The 17,697-nt window shown below is 67.9% G+C and carries 14 protein-coding genes; 6 read left to right on the top strand and 8 right to left on the bottom strand.

Features of this window, described 5'->3' with window-relative positions; genetic code table 11:
* Positions 1 to 107: 107 nt before the first annotated feature.
* The 5 genes from xylA (at position 108) to WI26_RS28935 (ending at position 6,882) form a co-directional block, all read left to right on the top strand.
* A complete protein-coding gene (gene xylA / locus WI26_RS28955; protein ID WP_069228360.1) occupies positions 108 to 1,430 on the top strand; it encodes a xylose isomerase in 1,323 nt (440 codons plus the stop codon).
* Positions 1,431 to 1,434: 4 nt separating this feature from the next.
* Positions 1,435 to 2,913, top strand: coding sequence for a xylulokinase (gene xylB / locus WI26_RS28950; protein WP_069228121.1), 1,479 nt, complete (start codon positions 1,435 to 1,437; stop codon positions 2,911 to 2,913).
* A gap of 109 nt (positions 2,914 to 3,022) precedes the next feature.
* Positions 3,023 to 4,051, top strand: a complete 1,029-nt coding sequence (gene xylF, locus WI26_RS28945; RefSeq protein WP_059510513.1) for a D-xylose ABC transporter substrate-binding protein — start codon at positions 3,023 to 3,025, stop codon at positions 4,049 to 4,051.
* A 75-nt stretch (positions 4,052 to 4,126) separates the two neighbouring features.
* Positions 4,127 to 5,686: a D-xylose ABC transporter ATP-binding protein gene (xylG, locus tag WI26_RS28940; RefSeq protein ID WP_069228120.1), complete on the top strand. Its 1,560-nt coding sequence runs from the start codon at positions 4,127 to 4,129 to the stop codon at positions 5,684 to 5,686.
* On the top strand, positions 5,683 to 6,882 hold the full coding sequence (locus tag WI26_RS28935; protein WP_069228119.1) for a sugar ABC transporter permease: 1,200 nt from the start codon (positions 5,683 to 5,685) through the stop codon (positions 6,880 to 6,882). The genes xylG and WI26_RS28935 overlap by 4 nt, the downstream gene beginning before the upstream one ends.
* 9 nt (positions 6,883 to 6,891) lie before the next feature.
* Here the strand turns inward: WI26_RS28935 and WI26_RS28930 are convergent, their stop codons facing one another.
* Positions 6,892 to 7,794 carry a LysR family transcriptional regulator gene (locus WI26_RS28930; protein ID WP_059510510.1) on the bottom strand — a complete coding sequence of 301 codons (903 nt, stop codon included), beginning with the start codon at positions 7,792 to 7,794 and terminating at the stop codon, positions 6,892 to 6,894.
* Positions 7,795 to 7,894: 100 nt separating this feature from the next.
* Here WI26_RS28930 and WI26_RS28925 point away from each other — a divergent pair, with 100 nt between their 5' ends.
* Positions 7,895 to 8,770, top strand: a complete 876-nt coding sequence (locus tag WI26_RS28925) for an aldo/keto reductase family oxidoreductase (RefSeq protein WP_069228118.1) — start codon at positions 7,895 to 7,897, stop codon at positions 8,768 to 8,770.
* Between the two features lie 31 nt (positions 8,771 to 8,801).
* On the opposite strand, the gene WI26_RS32820 is transcribed toward WI26_RS28925, so the two are convergent.
* The 7 genes from WI26_RS32820 to WI26_RS28895 all read right to left on the bottom strand — a co-directional run bounded on the left by WI26_RS32820 (position 8,802) and on the right by WI26_RS28895 (position 17,587).
* On the bottom strand, positions 8,802 to 8,972 hold the full coding sequence (locus tag WI26_RS32820) for a hypothetical protein (protein WP_162999306.1): 171 nt from the start codon (positions 8,970 to 8,972) through the stop codon (positions 8,802 to 8,804).
* 59 nt (positions 8,973 to 9,031) lie between these two features.
* Positions 9,032 to 10,009 carry a DUF72 domain-containing protein gene (locus WI26_RS28920; RefSeq protein WP_081334401.1) on the bottom strand — a complete coding sequence of 326 codons (978 nt, stop codon included), beginning with the start codon at positions 10,007 to 10,009 and terminating at the stop codon, positions 9,032 to 9,034.
* Between the two features lie 134 nt (positions 10,010 to 10,143).
* Positions 10,144 to 12,102, bottom strand: a complete 1,959-nt coding sequence (locus tag WI26_RS28915; protein WP_069228116.1) for a phosphatase PAP2 family protein — start codon at positions 12,100 to 12,102, stop codon at positions 10,144 to 10,146.
* Positions 12,103 to 12,317: 215 nt separating this feature from the next.
* On the bottom strand, positions 12,318 to 13,838 hold the full coding sequence (locus WI26_RS28910) for a sensor domain-containing diguanylate cyclase (protein ID WP_060189148.1): 1,521 nt from the start codon (positions 13,836 to 13,838) through the stop codon (positions 12,318 to 12,320).
* Positions 13,839 to 14,033: 195 nt separating this feature from the next.
* Positions 14,034 to 15,506, bottom strand: coding sequence for an NAD-dependent succinate-semialdehyde dehydrogenase (locus WI26_RS28905; RefSeq protein ID WP_069228115.1), 1,473 nt, complete (start codon positions 15,504 to 15,506; stop codon positions 14,034 to 14,036).
* 104 nt (positions 15,507 to 15,610) lie between these two features.
* A complete protein-coding gene (locus WI26_RS28900) occupies positions 15,611 to 16,102 on the bottom strand; it encodes an Lrp/AsnC family transcriptional regulator (protein WP_006749694.1) in 492 nt (163 codons plus the stop codon).
* Positions 16,103 to 16,186: 84 nt separating this feature from the next.
* Positions 16,187 to 17,587 (bottom strand): aspartate aminotransferase family protein, encoded by a 1,401-nt coding sequence (locus tag WI26_RS28895; RefSeq protein WP_069228114.1) that lies wholly within the window; start codon positions 17,585 to 17,587, stop codon positions 16,187 to 16,189.
* Positions 17,588 to 17,697: the final 110 nt, after the last annotated feature.

Here is a 17,697-nt window from a genome sequence, read left to right as displayed (position 1 = left end):
TTGCCGGCCGGCAGGCGCGCGGGCACGATCCAGCCAACCGGATTCGGCCGCGTGCGTCGTCGTCGCGACGTGCGTTGCGCTGCAACAAGACCCAGCACGGAGACGCCATGTCGTATTTCGAACACATTCCCTCGATTCGCTACGAAGGTCCGCAGTCGGACAACCCGCTGGCTTACCACTATTACGACCGCGAGAAGCGCGTGCTCGGCAAGACGCTCGCCGAGCATCTGCGGATTGCGGTTTGCTACTGGCACACGTTCGTATGGCCGGGGCACGACATCTTCGGGCAGGGCGCGTTCCAGCGGCCGTGGCAGCAGCCTGGCGACGCGCTCGAACGTGCGCGCATGAAGGCCGATGCGGCATTCGAGTTCTTCACGAAGCTCGGCACGCCTTTCTATACGTTCCACGACACCGACGTCGCGCCGGAGGGCGACAGCCTGCGCGAGTACGCGGCCAATTTCGCGCGGATGGTCGACTATCTCGGCGAGCGCCAGCAGGCCAGCGGCGTGCGGCTGCTGTGGGGCACGGCGAACCTGTTCTCGCACCCGCGCTTCGCGGCGGGCGCCGCGACGAACCCGAACCCCGACGTGTTCGCGTGGGCCGCAACCCAGGTGTGCCACGCGCTCGATGCGACGCATCGGCTCGGCGGCGAGAACTACGTGCTGTGGGGCGGCCGAGAAGGTTACGAGACGCTGCTCAATACCGACCTGAAGCGCGAGCGCGACCAGTTCGCGCGCTTCCTGTCGATGGTCGTCGAGCACAAGCATCGAATCGGTTTCAAGGGCGCGCTGCTGATCGAGCCGAAACCGCAGGAACCGACCAAGCACCAGTACGACTACGACGTCGCGACCGTGCACGGCTTTCTCGTGCAGTACGGACTGCAGAACGAGATTCGCGTGAACATCGAGGCGAACCACGCGACGCTCGCCGGCCATTCGTTCCACCACGAGATTGCCAACGCGTTCGCACTCGGCGTGTTCGGCAGCGTCGACGCGAACCGCGGCGATCCGCAGAACGGCTGGGACACCGACCAGTTCCCGAACAGCGTCGAGGAACTGACGCTCGCGTTCTACGAGATCCTGCGTCACGGCGGCTTCACGACCGGCGGGATGAACTTCGACGCGAAGGTGCGGCGCCAGAGCATCGATCCGGAAGATCTCTTCTACGGCCACGTCGGTGCGATCGACGTGCTCGCGCTCGCGCTCGAACGCGCTGCCGTACTGGTCGAGAACGACCGGCTCGACGCGCTGCGCCGGCAGCGCTACGCGCAGTGGGACGACGCGTTCGGCCGCAAGATCCTGTCGGGCGGCTATACGCTGCAGTCGCTCGCGGACGACGCGCTCGCACGCGGCGTGGACCCGCGACATGTGAGCGGCGCGCAGGAGCGGCTCGAGAACATCGTGAACCAGGCGATCTACGGGCTGCGCTGACGCCATGTACATCGGACTCGATCTCGGCACGTCGGGCGTGAAGGCGGTGCTGCTCGACCGCGATGGTGCGGTGCGGGCGAGCGCGAGCCGCCCGCTGACGGTGAGCCGGCCTCGGCCGCGCTGGTCCGAACAGGCGCCGCGCGACTGGTGGGACGCCGCGTGCGGCGCGCTGGCCGCGCTCGTCGACGAAGCGCGCGCGGGCGGCATCGATCCGCGCGACATCGCCGCGCTGGGACTGACCGGCCAGATGCACGGTGCGACGCTGCTCGATGCGCGCGGCGACGTGCTGCGCCCCGCGATCTTGTGGAACGACGGCCGCGCGGATGCGGAATGCACGGAACTCGAGCGGCTCGCACCCGCGCTGCGCGCGGTGACGGGCAACGGCGCGATGCCGGGCTTCACCGCGCCGAAGCTGCTCTGGGTGCGTCGCCACGAGCCCGACGTGTTCGCTCGCATTGCCCACGTGCTGCTGCCGAAGGATTACCTGCGCTACCGGCTGACCGGCGCGTTCGCGACCGATCCGTCGGATGCCGCCGGCACATTGTGGCTCGACGTCGCGAAGCGCGACTACGACGACACGCTGCTCGCCGCATGCGGTCTGGCGCGCGCGCAGATGCCGGCAGTGTTCGAGGGCAACCGCGTGGCCGGCACGCTGCTGCCGGCCGTCGCACGCGAGCTCGGCCTGCGCGAGATCCCGGTCGTCGCCGGCGGCGGCGACAACGCGGCCGGCGCGGTCGGCGTCGGCATCGTGCGACCGGGCGACGCGCTGCTGTCGCTCGGCACGTCGGGCGTGTATTTCGCGGTGTCGGACGGATTTCGCGCAAACCCTGAATCGGCGGTGCACAGCTTCTGTCATGCGCTGCCCGACACGTGGCATCTGATGTCGGTGATGCTGAACGCGGCTGGCTGCATCGACTTCACCGCGCAACTGGCCGGTTATGACGGTGTGGCGGCGCTGCTCGCCGATGCCGAGACGAACGCGCGTGCCGAGCGCCCGTGGTTCCTGCCTTACCTGAGCGGCGAGCGCACGCCGCACAACGACGTGAATGCGAAGGGCGTGTTCTACGGGCTCACGCCCGACACGCGGCGCGCGGATCTCGCGAACGCGACACTCGAAGGCGTCGGCTTCGCGCTGCTCGACGGCATCGATGCGCTGCATGCGGCCGGACTGGCGCCCGACGGCATCACGGTGATCGGCGGCGGCTCGCGCAGCGCGTACTGGACGCAGATGCTCGCCGACCTGAGCGGACGCGCGCTGACATTGCGCGCGGGCGGCGAGGTCGGCCCGGCGCTCGGTGCCGCACGGCTCGCGCATCTCGCGCTCGAACCGGAGGCGTCGCTCGACGACGTGTGTCCGCAACCGCCGGTCGTCGCGGTGCGCGAGCCCGATCCGGCGCGGCACGCGTGGTATCGCGATGCGCGGCGGCCGACGTTCCGCGCGCTTTACCGCGCGCTCGAACCGGTGTTTTCGGCGGGCGCGTGACCGGCGCTTCGCCGGCACGATGCCGTGCCTTGCAGTGATTCGATGCGGGCGGCGCATTCCCGCGGCCGTCCGGCGTTCGTGAGGTGGTTCCATAACAAGGAGTGGAGACATGAAATCCGTGACGCGTCGTACCGTATTGAGTTCCCTTGCCGGCGCCGCGGCGCTGGCGCTCTTCGTGCTGGGCGCTCCGCTCGCGCATGCGAGCAAGGACAAGCCCGAGATCGGCTTCTGCATCGACGACCTGCGCGTCGAGCGCTGGTCGCGCGATCGCGACTATTTCGTCGCGGCCGCGACGAAGCTCGGCGCGAAAGTGTCGGTGCAGTCGGCCGATGCGAGCGAGGAGCGGCAGATTTCGCAGATCGAGAACCTGATCTCGCGCGGCGTCGACGTGATCGTGATCGTGCCGTTCAATTCGAAGACGCTCGGCAACGTCGTCGCCGAAGCGAGGAAAGCCGGCATCAAGGTCGTGTCGTACGACCGCCTGATCCTCGATGCGGACGTCGACGCGTACATCTCGTTCGACAACGAGAAGGTCGGCGAACTGCAGGCGCAGGGCGTGTTCGACGCGAAGCCGAAGGGCAACTATTTCCTGCTCGGCGGCGCGCCGACCGACAACAACGCGAAGATGCTGCGCGAGGGCCAGTTGAAGGTGCTGAAGCCGGCGATCGATCGCGGCGACATCAAGGTCGTCGGCCAGCAGTGGGTGCCCGAATGGAGCGCATCGACCGCACTGCGCATCGTCGAGGATGCGCTGACCGCGAACAACAACAAGATCGACGCGATCGTCGCATCGAACGACGGCACCGCGGGCGGCGCGATCCAGGCGCTCGCCGCGCAGCACCTGGCCGGCAAGGTGCCGGTGTCGGGGCAGGATGCGGACCTCGCGGCGGTCAAGCGCGTGATCGCCGGCACGCAGACCATGACCGTCTACAAGCCGCTGAAGCTGATCGCGAGCGAAGCCGCGAAGCTCGCGGTCGACCTCGCGAAGGGCACGAAGCCCGCGTTCAACGCGCAGTATGACAACGGGAAGAAGAAGGTCGACACGGTGCTGCTGCAGCCGACGCTGCTGACCAAGCGCAACGTCGACGTCGTCGTGAAGGACGGCTTCTATACCCAGGCCCAGCTCGCGAGCCAGTAACGGCACGACGGGCAGGATGTGCGTGGCCGGCCGGGTGTGCGGCCGGCCGCGTGCTTACTGCGAGGCAATGAACGTATGACCGAACCCTTGCTGACGATGCGCGGCATCGTCAAGGCATTCGACGGCGTGAAGGCGCTCGACGGCATCGACCTGACCGTGCGCCCCGGCGAATGCGTCGGGCTGTGCGGCGAGAACGGCGCCGGCAAGTCGACGCTGATGAAGGTGCTGTCGGGCGTCTACCCGCACGGCACGTGGGACGGCGAGATCCATTGGGAGGGCGCGCCGCTCGTCGCGTCCGGCGTGCGCGACACGGAGCGCGCGGGCATCGTCATCATTCACCAGGAACTGATGCTGGTGCCCGAGCTGTCGGTTGCCGAGAACATCTTTCTCGGCAACGAGATCACGCTGCCCGGCGGGCGCATGCACTACGCTGAGATGGTGCGGCGTTCCGAGGCACTGCTGCGCGAGCTGCGCATCGACGCGATCAACGTCGCACAGCCGGTGATGAACTACGGCGGCGGCCATCAACAGTTGATCGAGATCGCGAAGGCGCTTAACAAGCGCGCGAAGCTGCTGATTCTCGACGAACCGTCGTCGTCGCTGAGCGCGGCGGAAACGCGCATCCTGCTCGACATCGTGCGCGACCTGAAGCGGCGCGGCGTCGCGTGCGTGTACATCTCGCACAAGCTCGACGAAGTCGATGCGGTGTGCGACACCGTGACCGTGATCCGCGACGGCCGCCACGTCGCGACCGAGCCGATGCACGGGATGACCACCGACCGGATCATCGCGATGATGGTCGGCCGCGAGATCCGCAACCTGTATCCGCGCGAGCCGCACGAGATCGGCGACGTCGTGCTCGACGTGCGCAACGTGACCTGTCACGACGTGGCGAACCCGCGCCGCAAGCGCGTCGACGACGTGTCGTTCAGCGTGCGGCGCGGCGAGATCCTCGGTGTCGCCGGGCTCGTCGGCGCGGGCCGCACCGAGCTGATGCAGGCGATCTTCGGTGCGTATCCGGGCGCGAGCACGGCGACCGTGCGGATGAACGGCCAGCCCCTTGCGATTCGCGCGCCGGCCGATGCGATCCGCGCGGGCATCGCGATGGTGCCCGAGGATCGCAAGCGTCACGGGATCGTGCCGCAGCTCGGCGTCGGCCACAACATCACGCTGTCGGTGCTGCGCCGTTTCGCCGCGCGCGGGCGGATCGACGCGGCCGCCGAGCTCGACGCGATTCGTACCGAGATGCAGCGGCTGTCGGTGCGTGCCGCACACCCGTTTCTGCCGATCGCGAGCCTGTCCGGCGGCAACCAGCAGAAGGCGGTGCTCGCCAGGATGCTGCTGGCCGACCCGCAGGTGCTGATCCTCGACGAGCCGACCCGCGGCGTAGACGTGGGCGCCAAGGCCGAGATCTACCGGCTGATCTTCGCGCTCGCGAAGCGCGGCGTCGCGCTGATCGTCGTGTCGTCGGAGTTGCCGGAAGTGCTCGGGCTGGCCGATCGCGTGCTCGTGATCGGCGAAGGCGAACTGCGCGGCGATTTCGTCAACGACGGACTGACGCAGGAACAGATACTCGGCGCCGCGCTGACCCCCGCGCGGCGGCCGGCCGAACCCATTGCAGCGAGTGCCACATGAATACCGAACTTTCTTCCTCTTCCGCCGTGCCGCCGGACGCAGACGCGCGTCGCGCACGTGGCCGTCCGCTGCGCCAGATTTTCGTGCGCTACAAGGTGCTCGCCCTGCTGTTCGCAGTCGCGGCGATCTGGATGTTTTTCTCGGTGCTGACCGACGGCGCGTTCGTCACGCCGCGCAACGTGTCGAACCTGCTGCGGCAGATGTCGATCACCGGAATGCTAGCGTGCGGGATGGTGTTCGTGATCATCGCGGGCGAGATCGACCTGTCGGTCGGATCGCTGCTCGGGCTGCTCGGCGGCGTCGCGGCGATCCTCGACGTGAACCGCCACTGGCCCGTCGCGGCGACGGTGCCGACCGTGCTTGCGCTCGGCGTGCTGGTCGGGCTGTTCAACGGCTGGTGGTCGACCTACCGGCGCGTGCCGTCGTTCATCGTCGGGCTGGGCGGGATGCTCGCGTTTCGCGGCATCCTGCTCGGCGTGACGGGCGGCTCGACGATTGCGCCCGTGTCCGACGGCTTCGTGTTCATCGGGCAGGGCTATCTGCCGCGCGCGGCCGGCGACGGGCTCGCGGTCCTGCTGTTCGCGCTCGTCGCGCTGCTGGTCGTCCGGCAGCGCGGTACGCGGCATCGTTACCGCCTTGCGGTCGCACCGCTGTGGCAGGACGTCGTGAAGGTCGTGGGCGCCGGCGCCGTGCTGTTCGCGTTTGTCGCGACGCTCGACCGCTACGGCGGCATTCCCGTGCCCGTGCTGCTGCTGCTCGCGTTGCTTGGCGCGTTCTCGTGGATCGCGACGCAGACCGTGTTCGGCCGGCGCATCTACGCGGTCGGCTCGAATCTGGAGGCGACGCGCCTGTCGGGCGTCGACACCGATCGCGTGAAGCTCGCCATCTTCGCGCTGATGGGGCTGATGTGCGCGTTCGCGGGGATCGTCAACACCGCGCGGCTCGCGGCCGGTTCGCCGTCGGCCGGCACGATGGGCGAGCTCGATGCCATTGCCGCATGCTTCATCGGCGGCACGTCGATGCGCGGCGGATCGGGTACCGTCTACGGCGCGCTGATCGGCGCGCTCGTGATGGCGAGCCTGGACAACGGGATGTCGATGCTCGATGTCGATGCGTACTGGCAGATGATCGTCAAGGGCGCGGTGCTGGTGCTCGCCGTGTGGATCGACGTGGTGTCGCGATCGAACCGGCGATGACGCGCCGCTCTACTGCGCGGCCGCCTTGATGAAATCGACGAACGCGCGCAGCGGGGCCGGCACGAAGCGTCGCCCCGGATAGTAGAGATACGGGCCCGAGAACGGCCGCCACCAGCCGTCGAGCACGGGCTCGAGCGCGCCGCTCTCGAGTTGCGGGCGAAGCCAGTCTTCGTACAGATGGACGATGCCGAGCCCCGCGCAGGCGGCATCCACGACGAGATCGATCGCGCCGCCGATCTGCACGACGAGCGGCCCCGACGGCTCCACGCGCACCACTTCGCCGTTGCGCTCGTACTCCCACGCCGGCATCGCGCCGCTTGCGAAGCGGCCGCGCAGGCAGGCGTGATCGAGCAGGTCGCGCGGATGGGCGGGCCGCCCGCGCCGGTCGAGATAGGCGGGCGCCGCGGCGGTCGCGAAGCGTTGGGAACGCGGGCCGATTGGTACGGCGATCATGTCCTGTTCGAGGCGTTCGTCGTAGCGGATGCCCGCGTCGCAACCGGCCGCGAGGATATCGACGAAGTTCTCGTCGGCCACGACCTCCAGCCGGATCTCCGGATACGCGTCGAGAAAGCGCGGGACGATCGACGGCAGCACGAGCCGCGCCGCGCTCATCGGAACATTGAGCTTCAGCGTGCCGACCGGCTTCTCGCGGAACGTGTTCACCACGTCGAGCGCCGCCTCCACCTCGCTCAGCGCCGGCGTGAGCCGCGCGAGCAGGCGCTCGCCGGCCTCGGTCGGCGACACGCTGCGCGTCGTGCGGTGCAGCAGCCGCACGCCGAGTTGCGCTTCCAGCCGCCGCACCGCCTCGCTCAGGCCGGATGCGCTCGCGCCCATCGTGCGTGCGCCTTCGCGGAAGCCCTTCGCGCGCGCTACCGCCACGAACGCGTTCAGATCGCCGAGATCGACTTGCATTGTTCGCCTTTTCGTACGGGTTGTGCGGATTATGGCCGATTATCGCGCAGCCCGACGTGGCGTAACCTGCGGTTCATTCATTCGATACAGGAGCACGATCATGTCCGCCGTCGTTCAATCCGGCACGTTCCCGATCGCGGGCCGACGCGTTCATCGCCTCGGCTATGGCGCGATGCAACTGGCCGGCCCCGGCGTGTTCGGTCCGCCGAAGGATCGCGACGCGGCGCTCGCCGTGCTGCGCGAAGCCGTCGAAGCGGGCGTCGACCACATCGATACCAGCGATTTTTACGGCCCGCATGTGACGAACCAGTTGATCCGCGAAGCGTTGCATCCGTATCGCGACGATCTGCTGATCGTGACCAAGATCGGCGCGCGGCGCGGCGCGGACGGTTCATGGCTGCCGGCTTTCTCCGCCGACGCGCTGTCCGCCGCCGTGCACGACAATCTGCGCAATCTGGGCCTCGACGTGCTCGACGTTGTCAATCTGCGGATCATGTTCGACGTGCACGGGCCGGCCGAGGGCTCGATCGAGGCGCCGTTGTCCGCACTGGCCGAGTTGCAGCGCCAGGGCCTCGTGCGGCACATCGGGCTCAGCAACGTGACGGCCGCCCAGATCGCCGAGGGCCGGCGGATCTGCGACATCGTCTGCGTGCAGAATCATTACAACCTCGCGCACCGCGATGACGACGATCTGGTCGATGCGCTGGCGCGCGACGGCATCGCGTACGTACCGTACTTTCCGCTCGGCGGGTTCAATCCGTTGCAGTCGTCGACGCTCGATGCGGTCGCCACGCGGCTCGGTGCAACGCCGATGCAGACCGCGCTCGCATGGCTGCTGCACCGCGCACCGAACATCCTGCTGATTCCGGGAACGTCGTCGGTGGCGCATCTGCGCGAGAACCTCGCCGCTGGCGCGCTGGCGTTGCCGGACGATGCGGTGCGGGAACTCGATGGCATCGCGGTGGCGCGTGGGTGAGGGCATCCGGGCGGGCGGCGACGCGATTGCGCTATGTCCGGTCGCGATTGCGTGCGCGCGTCGCGCCGGTGATGACGGCGATGCCGAACAGAATGACGGCAACGATCTCGATGATGTGTTGCGATACGTGCAGCGTCATCAATCCCCATGCGACGCCGGCGATGAAAATGATCCAGCCGAGCAGATAGATAAGCAGCGTCATCGCTTTTCTCCTTGCGGTTCGGGTTCGTCGTGCGCAGGGCCGTCACGCGGCATGCTCTTTTATCCAGCCGCCGCTTCGCGCGCATGCAGCCCGAGGCGTTCCATCAGGCGCTGCGCGTCGAACGGCGCGCGTGTTTTCACGTCGTTGTCGAAGTAGCAATACACATCGCGCGTTCGCGCGCGCGGCGGCGGCAGCTCCGGTGCTGCGAGATGCGCATCGGCGGGCTGCGTGCCGCGGCACCATGAATCGATCCTGGCCGCCCAGCGGTCGAGCGCGGCATCCGAGTATTCGCCCGAGTATTTCGTTTCGGTGCCGTGCAGCCGCATGTAGACGAAGGCCGCGCTCAAGTCTTCGAATTGCGGCCACGGCTCGGTCGAATCGGAGACCACGAGGGCGACCTTGTGACGGCGCAGCAGTTGCACGAACGCCGGGTCGACGAAGCTCGCGTGGCGCACTTCGATCGCGTGCCGCAACGCGCGCTTGCGATCGATCTGAAGATAAGGCGTCTTCACGCGCGCATCGTGCCGCTTCGCAAGCGTCAGCGCGGCTTCGGTATCGTGAGGCAGCATGCCGAGGAAGCGCGCGATGTGGTCGGGGTCGAATCGCAGCGACGGCGGAAATTGCCAGAGTATCGGCCCGAGCTTGTCCTTGAGCGCGAGGAGACCCTGCGCGAAAAAGTTCGCGCATGCGACCATCGCGGTTTCGTCGCGAAAGCGCAGCATGTGCGTCAGATAGCGCGAGCCCTTCACGCTGAACGTAAAACCGGGCGGCGTTTCGTCGTACCAGCGTCGCCAGCTGTCGAGCGATTGCAGGCTGTAGTGGGTACCGTTGATTTCGATCGTCTGCATCCGGGTTGACGCGTATCGCAGTTCGGCTGCCTGCTTCAACCCTTCAGGGTAGAAGGTGCCCCGCCAGCCATCGTAGCGCCAGCCCGAAATGCCTATGTGAATGTCGCCCGGTTTGCTCGCCACGTCGCTGCCCGTCGGTCCGTTGAATCCGCGTTGCGGTGAGCAAGATGCGTGCCGCGCCTGCGGCATGAACCTCGTTCGTCACGACGGAGTCGGTGCTGACCGACGGCAGCGAATCGTTCCTTCCCGGCGGCCCGTCATGCACGTCCCGGACGTTTCGAAACAGTGAGCGCCCGCGCGGCTGGCCGCACGGGATGCGGACATTACGATGCCGACAATCTGACCGACACGCCGGTCGCCGTATACACCGGCGTCGCGTTGAATCCGTCGACGGTCACCGTCGCGAACTTCGCGGAAGCCGCCGCGCCGTCGATCAGCACGATCGTGTCGCCGGCCTTCGGCGTATAGCGGTTCACGAACTTCACGTGCAGCGTGCCGCCGGCGACGGCGAGCGGGCCGCCCACGCGCAAGCGCCCGCCGCCGTTGCCGTCGATGTCGAGTTCGAGCGTTGTGTTGTCGAGCTGCGTGTAGCGCGTCGCGACCGTCACAGGCGCGGCGGCGGCGATCTTCACGCTGCCGCCGGAACCGACGTATACGTCGCCGTTGCCGAACGCAGTGGCCGATGCTGCCGCGAGCGTGCCGCCGCTCACCTGCGTGCCGCCCGTGTAGCTGTTGTTGCCGGCAAGCGTCAGCGTGCCGGTGCCTTGCAGCGTCAGCTTGCCGGCGCCCGCGATGTCGTTGCGCCACAGGTCGGCCGCATTCAGCCCGCCTTGCGACGCATTCATCGACACGATCACGTTGCCGTTGAACGCGCCGTAACCGTCGGCGGCGGCGAACAGGTTCAGGCGGCCCCAGCCTTCCGCATCGTCCATCACCGGATAGCCGGACGATATTTCGGTCGTCTTCAGCACGACGCGACGCTGGTCGGCGCTCAGGTAGGGGAAACGCGTCTGCAGCAGGATCTCCGCGCCCTTCGGCACGACGGGCGGTGCGCCGGTCGATTCGATCGCGCCGAAGCCGAACGTCATGCGGCGCGCGAAGGCGGCCTTGTTCGTCGCGTAATCGGCGAAGCGATCGGTCGTCGCCGTACCCGAATGCGCGAACGCGGCGAACGTCGTGTCGGTCGTCCCGGTGAGCTGCTGCAGTGCCTGATGGGCCTGACCGTACGCCGCCTGCGCATCGCTCGCATACGCGGTCAGGTTCGCCGCGCTGACGGCCAGCGCGAGCATGCGCCCGCCGATCACGTCGAGCGGCGAGTGCATGCCGGCAAGGATCCGGTTCTCGCCCAGTTCGAGGCCGCGGCTGACCATCTCCTGGAAGCGTTCCGGCACGAGCCACGCCATCGTCATCGCATCGCGCATCGCTTCGGCTTCGTGGCCGCTGATGAAGCCGCCGTCGGTCGCGGGCGTCGTGCTTTCCGCCGGCACGAGCGTCGGCGCGACGACGACGCTCGTGCTCCAGCGATACGGGCGCGCGTACTTGTAAAAGCGCTTCGACGGTTCGGTCGACGCGTTGGTGCCCATTTCGTTGAGCAGGTCGACCACCTTGCCGAAATTCGTATTGGTGCTGCTGCCGACGCCGGTGTTGTTGCCGCTGTCGTTGTACAGCACCGTGGTTGCGTCGGCGGGCACGCTCGTGATGCTGGTCGTTTGCTGTGCCGCCGTGCGCCATGCGTCGGTGAGCGGGCCCATGCCGTCGGTCACGCTGTAGCCCTTGCCGCGCCGGTCGTCGAAGTAGGCGGCATCGGCCTGCTGTTGCGTGCGCGCGGTCGTTGCGTTGATCACGTATTGCACGTTGGCGGCCAGCACCGTGTCGTTCAGGATCGTGCCGCACGGCGTGCCGCTGCCGGGCAGGCCCGAGCAGGTCGACGGCGAGATCGCGGGAAACGCGCCGTTGGCCGGCGCGCTCACGCCGGCATCGACGAGCATCGTCGCCGGCTGCCACAGGTCCAGGAAGCGGCTCACCACGCGCACGGCCGCGTTGGTCGACAGCGTCGCATAGCGCGCGTCGCCGCGCTGGTTGGTCGCGATGTTGTCAACGAAGGCCGGCACGCTCGGCACGGGCGCGCTGTCGACGAAGCCGGGATCGGCTGGCGGGGCCGGCATGGCCGCGCTGGTCGCGGCGGTCGACGCGACATCGTCGCCGCCGCCGCACGCGGCGAGAACGATCGCGCTCGATAATGCTGCGACGTGCAGCGGGAAACGGCTTCGTGACGCAAACATGCAACGCTCCATCCTGAGTGTCGAAGATGGCGGATTGTCGTGGGCGATCGTGACGCAGCCGTTACGGATTTGTTTCGGGTCGCGGTCGATGCGCCCGATTTCTCACTATCTGGTGAATTCGTGCTGCTGAACGTCGCGACGGGGAAAATCGGGCCGCTGGCGAGGTTGGATCCCGCATGCGCGCGTGGTCGAAAAGACGATCGGATCCGGAACGGTCAAGCCAATTGGGCGACCGATTCGGCGCCGGCGCGGCACACGCGGTTTCTGCCCTGGCGCTTCGCCGCATAGAGGGCGACGTCGGCCTGATGCGACAACGCGTGCACGGATCGCGGATGCGCACGGTGCCCGGTCGCGCAGCCGATGCTGACCGTGAAGGCCGGAACCGTCGCATCGAACCCGTCCAGCCGGTTGCGCTCCACGGCGCGGCGAATCGCTTCGGCGACTTTCGCGGCGCCGCTTTCATCCGTATCGGGCAATACGACGACGAATTCCTCGCCGCCGTAGCGCGCGGCAAGATCACCGCGCCGCCGCGTATGCGCGCGAATGCACTCGGCGAGAAAGCGCAGCGCGGTGTCGCCTTGCGCATGACCGAAGCGATCGTTGTACTGCTTGAAGTGATCGGCGTCGATGAACAGCACCGACAGGCTGCCGTCGCTGCCGCGTTGCAGCCGCGCCCATTCGTCGGCGAGCGCGGCATCGAGCGCGCGACGGTTGTGCAGGCCCGTAAGCGGATCGGTGCGCGTCAGGTCGGTGAGCAGCGTCTGCTTGCGCAGGTTTTCCCGCAGCGCGAACGCGAGCAGCCACACCACCGCGCAGAACAGCGCGCCGATGACGGACGCGGACACACCGACCGTCCACGTCAGGTGCGTGGTGCCGGCCAGCACATCATGCTCGGCCGGTGCGACGACCGCGATCAACGGCGTGCCGGGCACCCGCTGGAACGTGTAAAGCCGCATGACGCCGTCGATGCTCGAGCGCGCGGCATAGAAACCCGATTCGCGGCTCACCATTCTCTCGAACGCCTTCGAGCGGCGCAGGCGGACCATCTGGTGATCGCTCAACGGCGGGTTCCTCGCGAGGATCGTGCCGTCCGCGCGCAGGATCGCGCTGACGCCGTGCGGACCGACATTCAGGCGGGACAGAAGCCGATCGAAGTAGGCGAGGTCGACGGCGACCACCGCGATCCCGTCGAACGTGTGATCCGCCCGCTCGATGCGCCGCGACAGCGCGATCGATTCCGTGCCGCCGCGCGAACGCGCGTGATACGCCTCGGACACGTAGAGGCCGACGTTGTCTGCATCGCGATGGACCTTGAAGTAGTCGCGATCGCTGAAGTCCCAGTTGTGGGTCGAGCTGCAACAGCCGTCGATCAAACGGCCATGGCGGTCCGTCACGCCCATGCCGGTCACGTATTGCGCGGCCGTGCGTTCGAACAGCACGTCATGACGCAGCCCGGCGTCCATGCGTGCGACGGCGGGATTGCCGAGATTGGTGGCGAGCGCGACGAGCGCATTGTTGGACGTCTCGACGGTGCGCGCGATCTCGCTGACCAACACGGCCGCGATGTTGCGCGACGTCTCGTGTGCATGTCCGACGACCTCGCTACGGGCGGCCCACAGCGTCGCGGCGCTGATGCCGAGCGCCGCGAGCGACATCAGCGTGCCCAGCACGCCGACGATCAGGTGATTGCGGCCGGCCCAGTCGGCAATTTTCTCGATCGAAATGGATGCAGGCATTGCTCGCGCTCGTGCGGGAAGCCGGCTGCGACTGCAGCGGCGCTGGTCAAATCCGGGTTAACGGCACGGTTACCCGGAAATCGAGGCCCGCATGCGAAGCGATGACCGCACGGGATGGCGCAAACGTGTGCGACCGGGGGACGCCGGCCGCGGCACGCCGCGCGACGCGAGCGCAACGGCAGCGGTAGCGCGGAATCAGTCGAGCCCGCCCTGGCACAGGTACTTGATCGACAGGTAATCGTCGAGGCCGTAGCGCGAGCCTTCGCGGCCGTAGCCCGATTCCTTCACGCCACCGAACGGCGCGGCCTCGCTCGCGAGCGCGCCTTCGTTGATGCCGACGATGCCCGTTTCGAGCCGCGCCAACACGCGCGCGATGCGGCGCACGTCCTGCGAGTAGAAGTACGCGGCGAGCCCGAACGGCGTGTCGTTCGCGGCCTCGACGGCTTCGTCCTCCGTGTCGAACCGGAACAGCGCGGCGACGGGGCCAAAGGTTTCCTCGCACGTCAGCTGCATGTCGGCGGCGGCGTCGACGAGCACCGTCGGCGCGTAATAGTTCGGGCCGAGTTCGGCCAGGCGCCGGCCGCCGGTGAGCACGCGCGCGCCGCGCTCGATGGCGTCGCCGACGTGGCGTGCGATCTTGTCGACCGCGCGCGCGTTGATCATCGGCCCGATCTGCGCGGCAGGGTCGGTCGCGGGCGCGACCTTCAGCGCGGCGACGCGCGCGGCGAGCTTCGCGGCGAACGCGTCGTAGACGCCGGTCTGCACGTACACGCGATTCGGCGACACGCAGGTCTGGCCGCCGTTGCGGAACTTGGCGGCCATCAGCCCGTCGATCGCGGCGTCGAGTTCCGCATCGTCGAACACGATGAACGGCGCATTGCCGCCGAGCTCCAGCGACAGCTTCTTCAGCGTTGCCGCCGATTCGCGCGCCAGCAGCTTGCCCACGGGCGTCGATCCGGTGAACGTGATCTTGCGCACGCGGCCGTCGGCGAGCCAGTCGGCCACCGCGTCGATGCCGCGTTCGCGCGACGCCGCGATCAGGTTCAGCACGCCGGGCGGCACGCCGGCTTCCTGCGCGAGGAAGGCCAGCGCGAGCGCGGTGAGCGGCGTGTCCTCCGCCGGCTTCGCGACGACCGTGCAGCCGGCCGCGAGCGCGGGTGCGATCTTGCGCGCGATCATCGCGAGCGGAAAATTCCACGGCGTGATCGCGGCGACGATGCCGATTGGCTCCTTCACCGCGCTGAGCCGCTTGCCGCGCTGCTGCTGCGGAATCAGATCGCCGTAAGCGCGCGTGGCTTCCTCGGCGAACCACAGCACGTACGACGCGCCGTATGCGACTTCACCGCGCGCTTCGGCGAGCGGCTTGCCCTGTTCGCGCGACATCAGCTTTGCGAGATCGTCGGTATGCGCGACGATCGCCGCATGCCATGCGCGCAGGATCGCGGCCCGTTCGCGGGCGGGCGTCGCGCGCCATGCGGGCAGCGCGCGCGCGGCTGCATCGGTCGCGGCGCGTGCGTCGGCCGCGCTGCTGTCGGGCGCATGGGCAACAGTCTCGAGCGTCGCCGGATCGGTGACGTCGAAGCGGCGGCCGTCGAGCGCGTCGCGCCAGGCGCCGTCGATCAGGTTGGCGGTGCGAACGAGTTCGGTTCGGGACAGCGTAAGCGGCATGACAGGTCCTTGGATGGCGCGATTCGGTGACGATGGCCGCGGCGCGCGCGACTACCCCGCGCGGGCGGCGGGCCGCCGCGCTCGTGGATGCCGCACGCTGGCCGTCAGTGACGTTCGCCGAACAGCGATTCGAGCGGGTAATGCCGTTTGACGAACGGCGACTTGATGATGACGTAGCTGAAATATTTCTCGATGCCGATGTTCTGCTCGAGCAGCCCTTCGACGATCGTCTGGTAATGGCTCACGCTGCGCGTGATGAACTTGAGCAGATAGTCGTAGCCGCCGCTCGCGAGGTGGCATTCGACGATCTCGTCGACGTTGCGGATCGCCGCGACGAAACGGTCGAAGTCCTCGCGCCGGTGGTCGGCGAGCGTGACCTCGGTAAACACGACCTGTACGTCGCCCAGTTTCTCGAGCTGGATGTGCGCGCCGTATCCGCCGATATAGCCGGCCTTCTCGAGCCGCTTCACGCGGATCAGGCAAGGACTGGGCGACAGCCCGACCGCATCGGCCAGTTCGACGTTGGTCATGCGGCCGCGCTTTTGCAACTGGGAGAGGATGCGCAGGTCGATGCGATCCAGCTTGCTGTCCGTCATGTTCACGTGAGAGGAAAAAATGGAATGTCCGGTTACTTTAGAGTCGAACGATTATCGCCACAAGCCCGGCTTTCCCTTGGCCGGTCAGGCTGGTTGCGCGTGTGCGGTGTCGAGTGCGCGCTGCACGCCCGCGTCGGCCAGCACATCGTCGAGCGTCTTGCGCACGCGCTCGAACATCAGGTCGAATTCGCCCGCGGTGAAGCTCAGCGCCGGCGCGAAGCCGAGCACGCCATCGCCGAATGCGCGAAACACCACGCCGTTCGCATACGCGGCGGCGGCAACCCGGTCGGGCACGTTGAGCGCAGGATCGAAGCGCGTCTTGCGCGTCTTGTCGGCGACCAGTTCGAGTGCGCCGAGCAGGCCGGTTGAACGCGCGTCGCCGACGAGCGGATGCGCGCGCAGCGCATCGAGCCCGGCGGCGAAACGCGGCGCCATCGCCCGGCCGTTCGCGAGCAGCCCGCCTTCGTGATAGAGCTTCAGCACTTCGAGGCCGATCGCCGCGCTGACCGGATGCGCGGAATATGTATGGCCGTGGCCGACCGCGGCCGATTCCGCGCGGCTGCCCGCAATCCCTTCGTAGATTTCGTCGGACATCAGCACCGCGCCCATCGGCGCATAGCCGGCGGTCAGCCCTTTCGCGACCGTCATCAGGTCCGGGTCGACCTGCTCGGTCTCGCACGCGAACAGCGGGCCCGTGCGGCCGAAGCCGGTGATCACCTCGTCGGCGACGAACAGGATGCCGAGGCGCCGGCACGCGTCGCGCATCGCCTTCAGCCAGCCGGCCGGCGGCACGATCACGCCGCCGGAACCCTGCACGGGCTCGCAGAAGAAGGCCGCGACGTTGTCCGCGCCGAGTTCGGCAACCTTCGCTTCGAGCGCGGCGACCGACGCGGCGATCAGCGCCTGCGGATCGTCGCCGAGCGGGTGGCGATACGGGTAGGGTGACGGAATGTGGTGCTGGTCCGCGCGCGGCAGATCGAAGTGACGGTGGAACGCGGGCAGCGCGGTGAGGCCGGCGCCGATCGACGACGAGCCGTGATAGCCGCGCTCGAGCGCGATCATGTGCTTTTTCGTCGGGCGTCCGGTCGCGTTGAAATAGTGCGTGATGAAACGCACGGCGGAGTCGATCGCATCCGAGCCGCCGAGCGTGAAGTACACGCGGTTCAACGACGGCGGGGCGAGCGCCGCGAGCCGTTCGGCCAGCTCGATCGCGGGTTGCGAGCCGAAATGGAAATAGCCGGTCGCGTAGGGCAGCTTCGCCATTTGCTCGGTGGCGGCCTTCACGATGCTGTCGCGGCCGTAGCCTACGTTCACGCACCACAGGCCCGAGAACGCATCGAGCAGCGTGTGGCCGTCGGCGTCGCGCAGGAACACGCCTTCTGCGGATTCAAGCACGGTGACGCCGCGCGCCTCGTGCGCACGATAGTTGACGACAGGGTGGATCAGATGTTGACGATCGGCTTCGATCAGCGTGGCTTGGTTCATGGCAGTGCGGGACTCTCGTCGGGTGTCAGCGTGAGGTCATGCTACCGGGCGAGAAATCCGCACGCGCCTTCAATTTGCGCGCTGAAACGTACGGAAGCAGTGTTTGCACG

This window comes from Burkholderia diffusa (assembly GCF_001718315.1).
Classification (GTDB): domain Bacteria; phylum Pseudomonadota; class Gammaproteobacteria; order Burkholderiales; family Burkholderiaceae; genus Burkholderia; species Burkholderia diffusa_B.
This window is presented reverse-complemented; position numbering and strand designations above follow the sequence as displayed.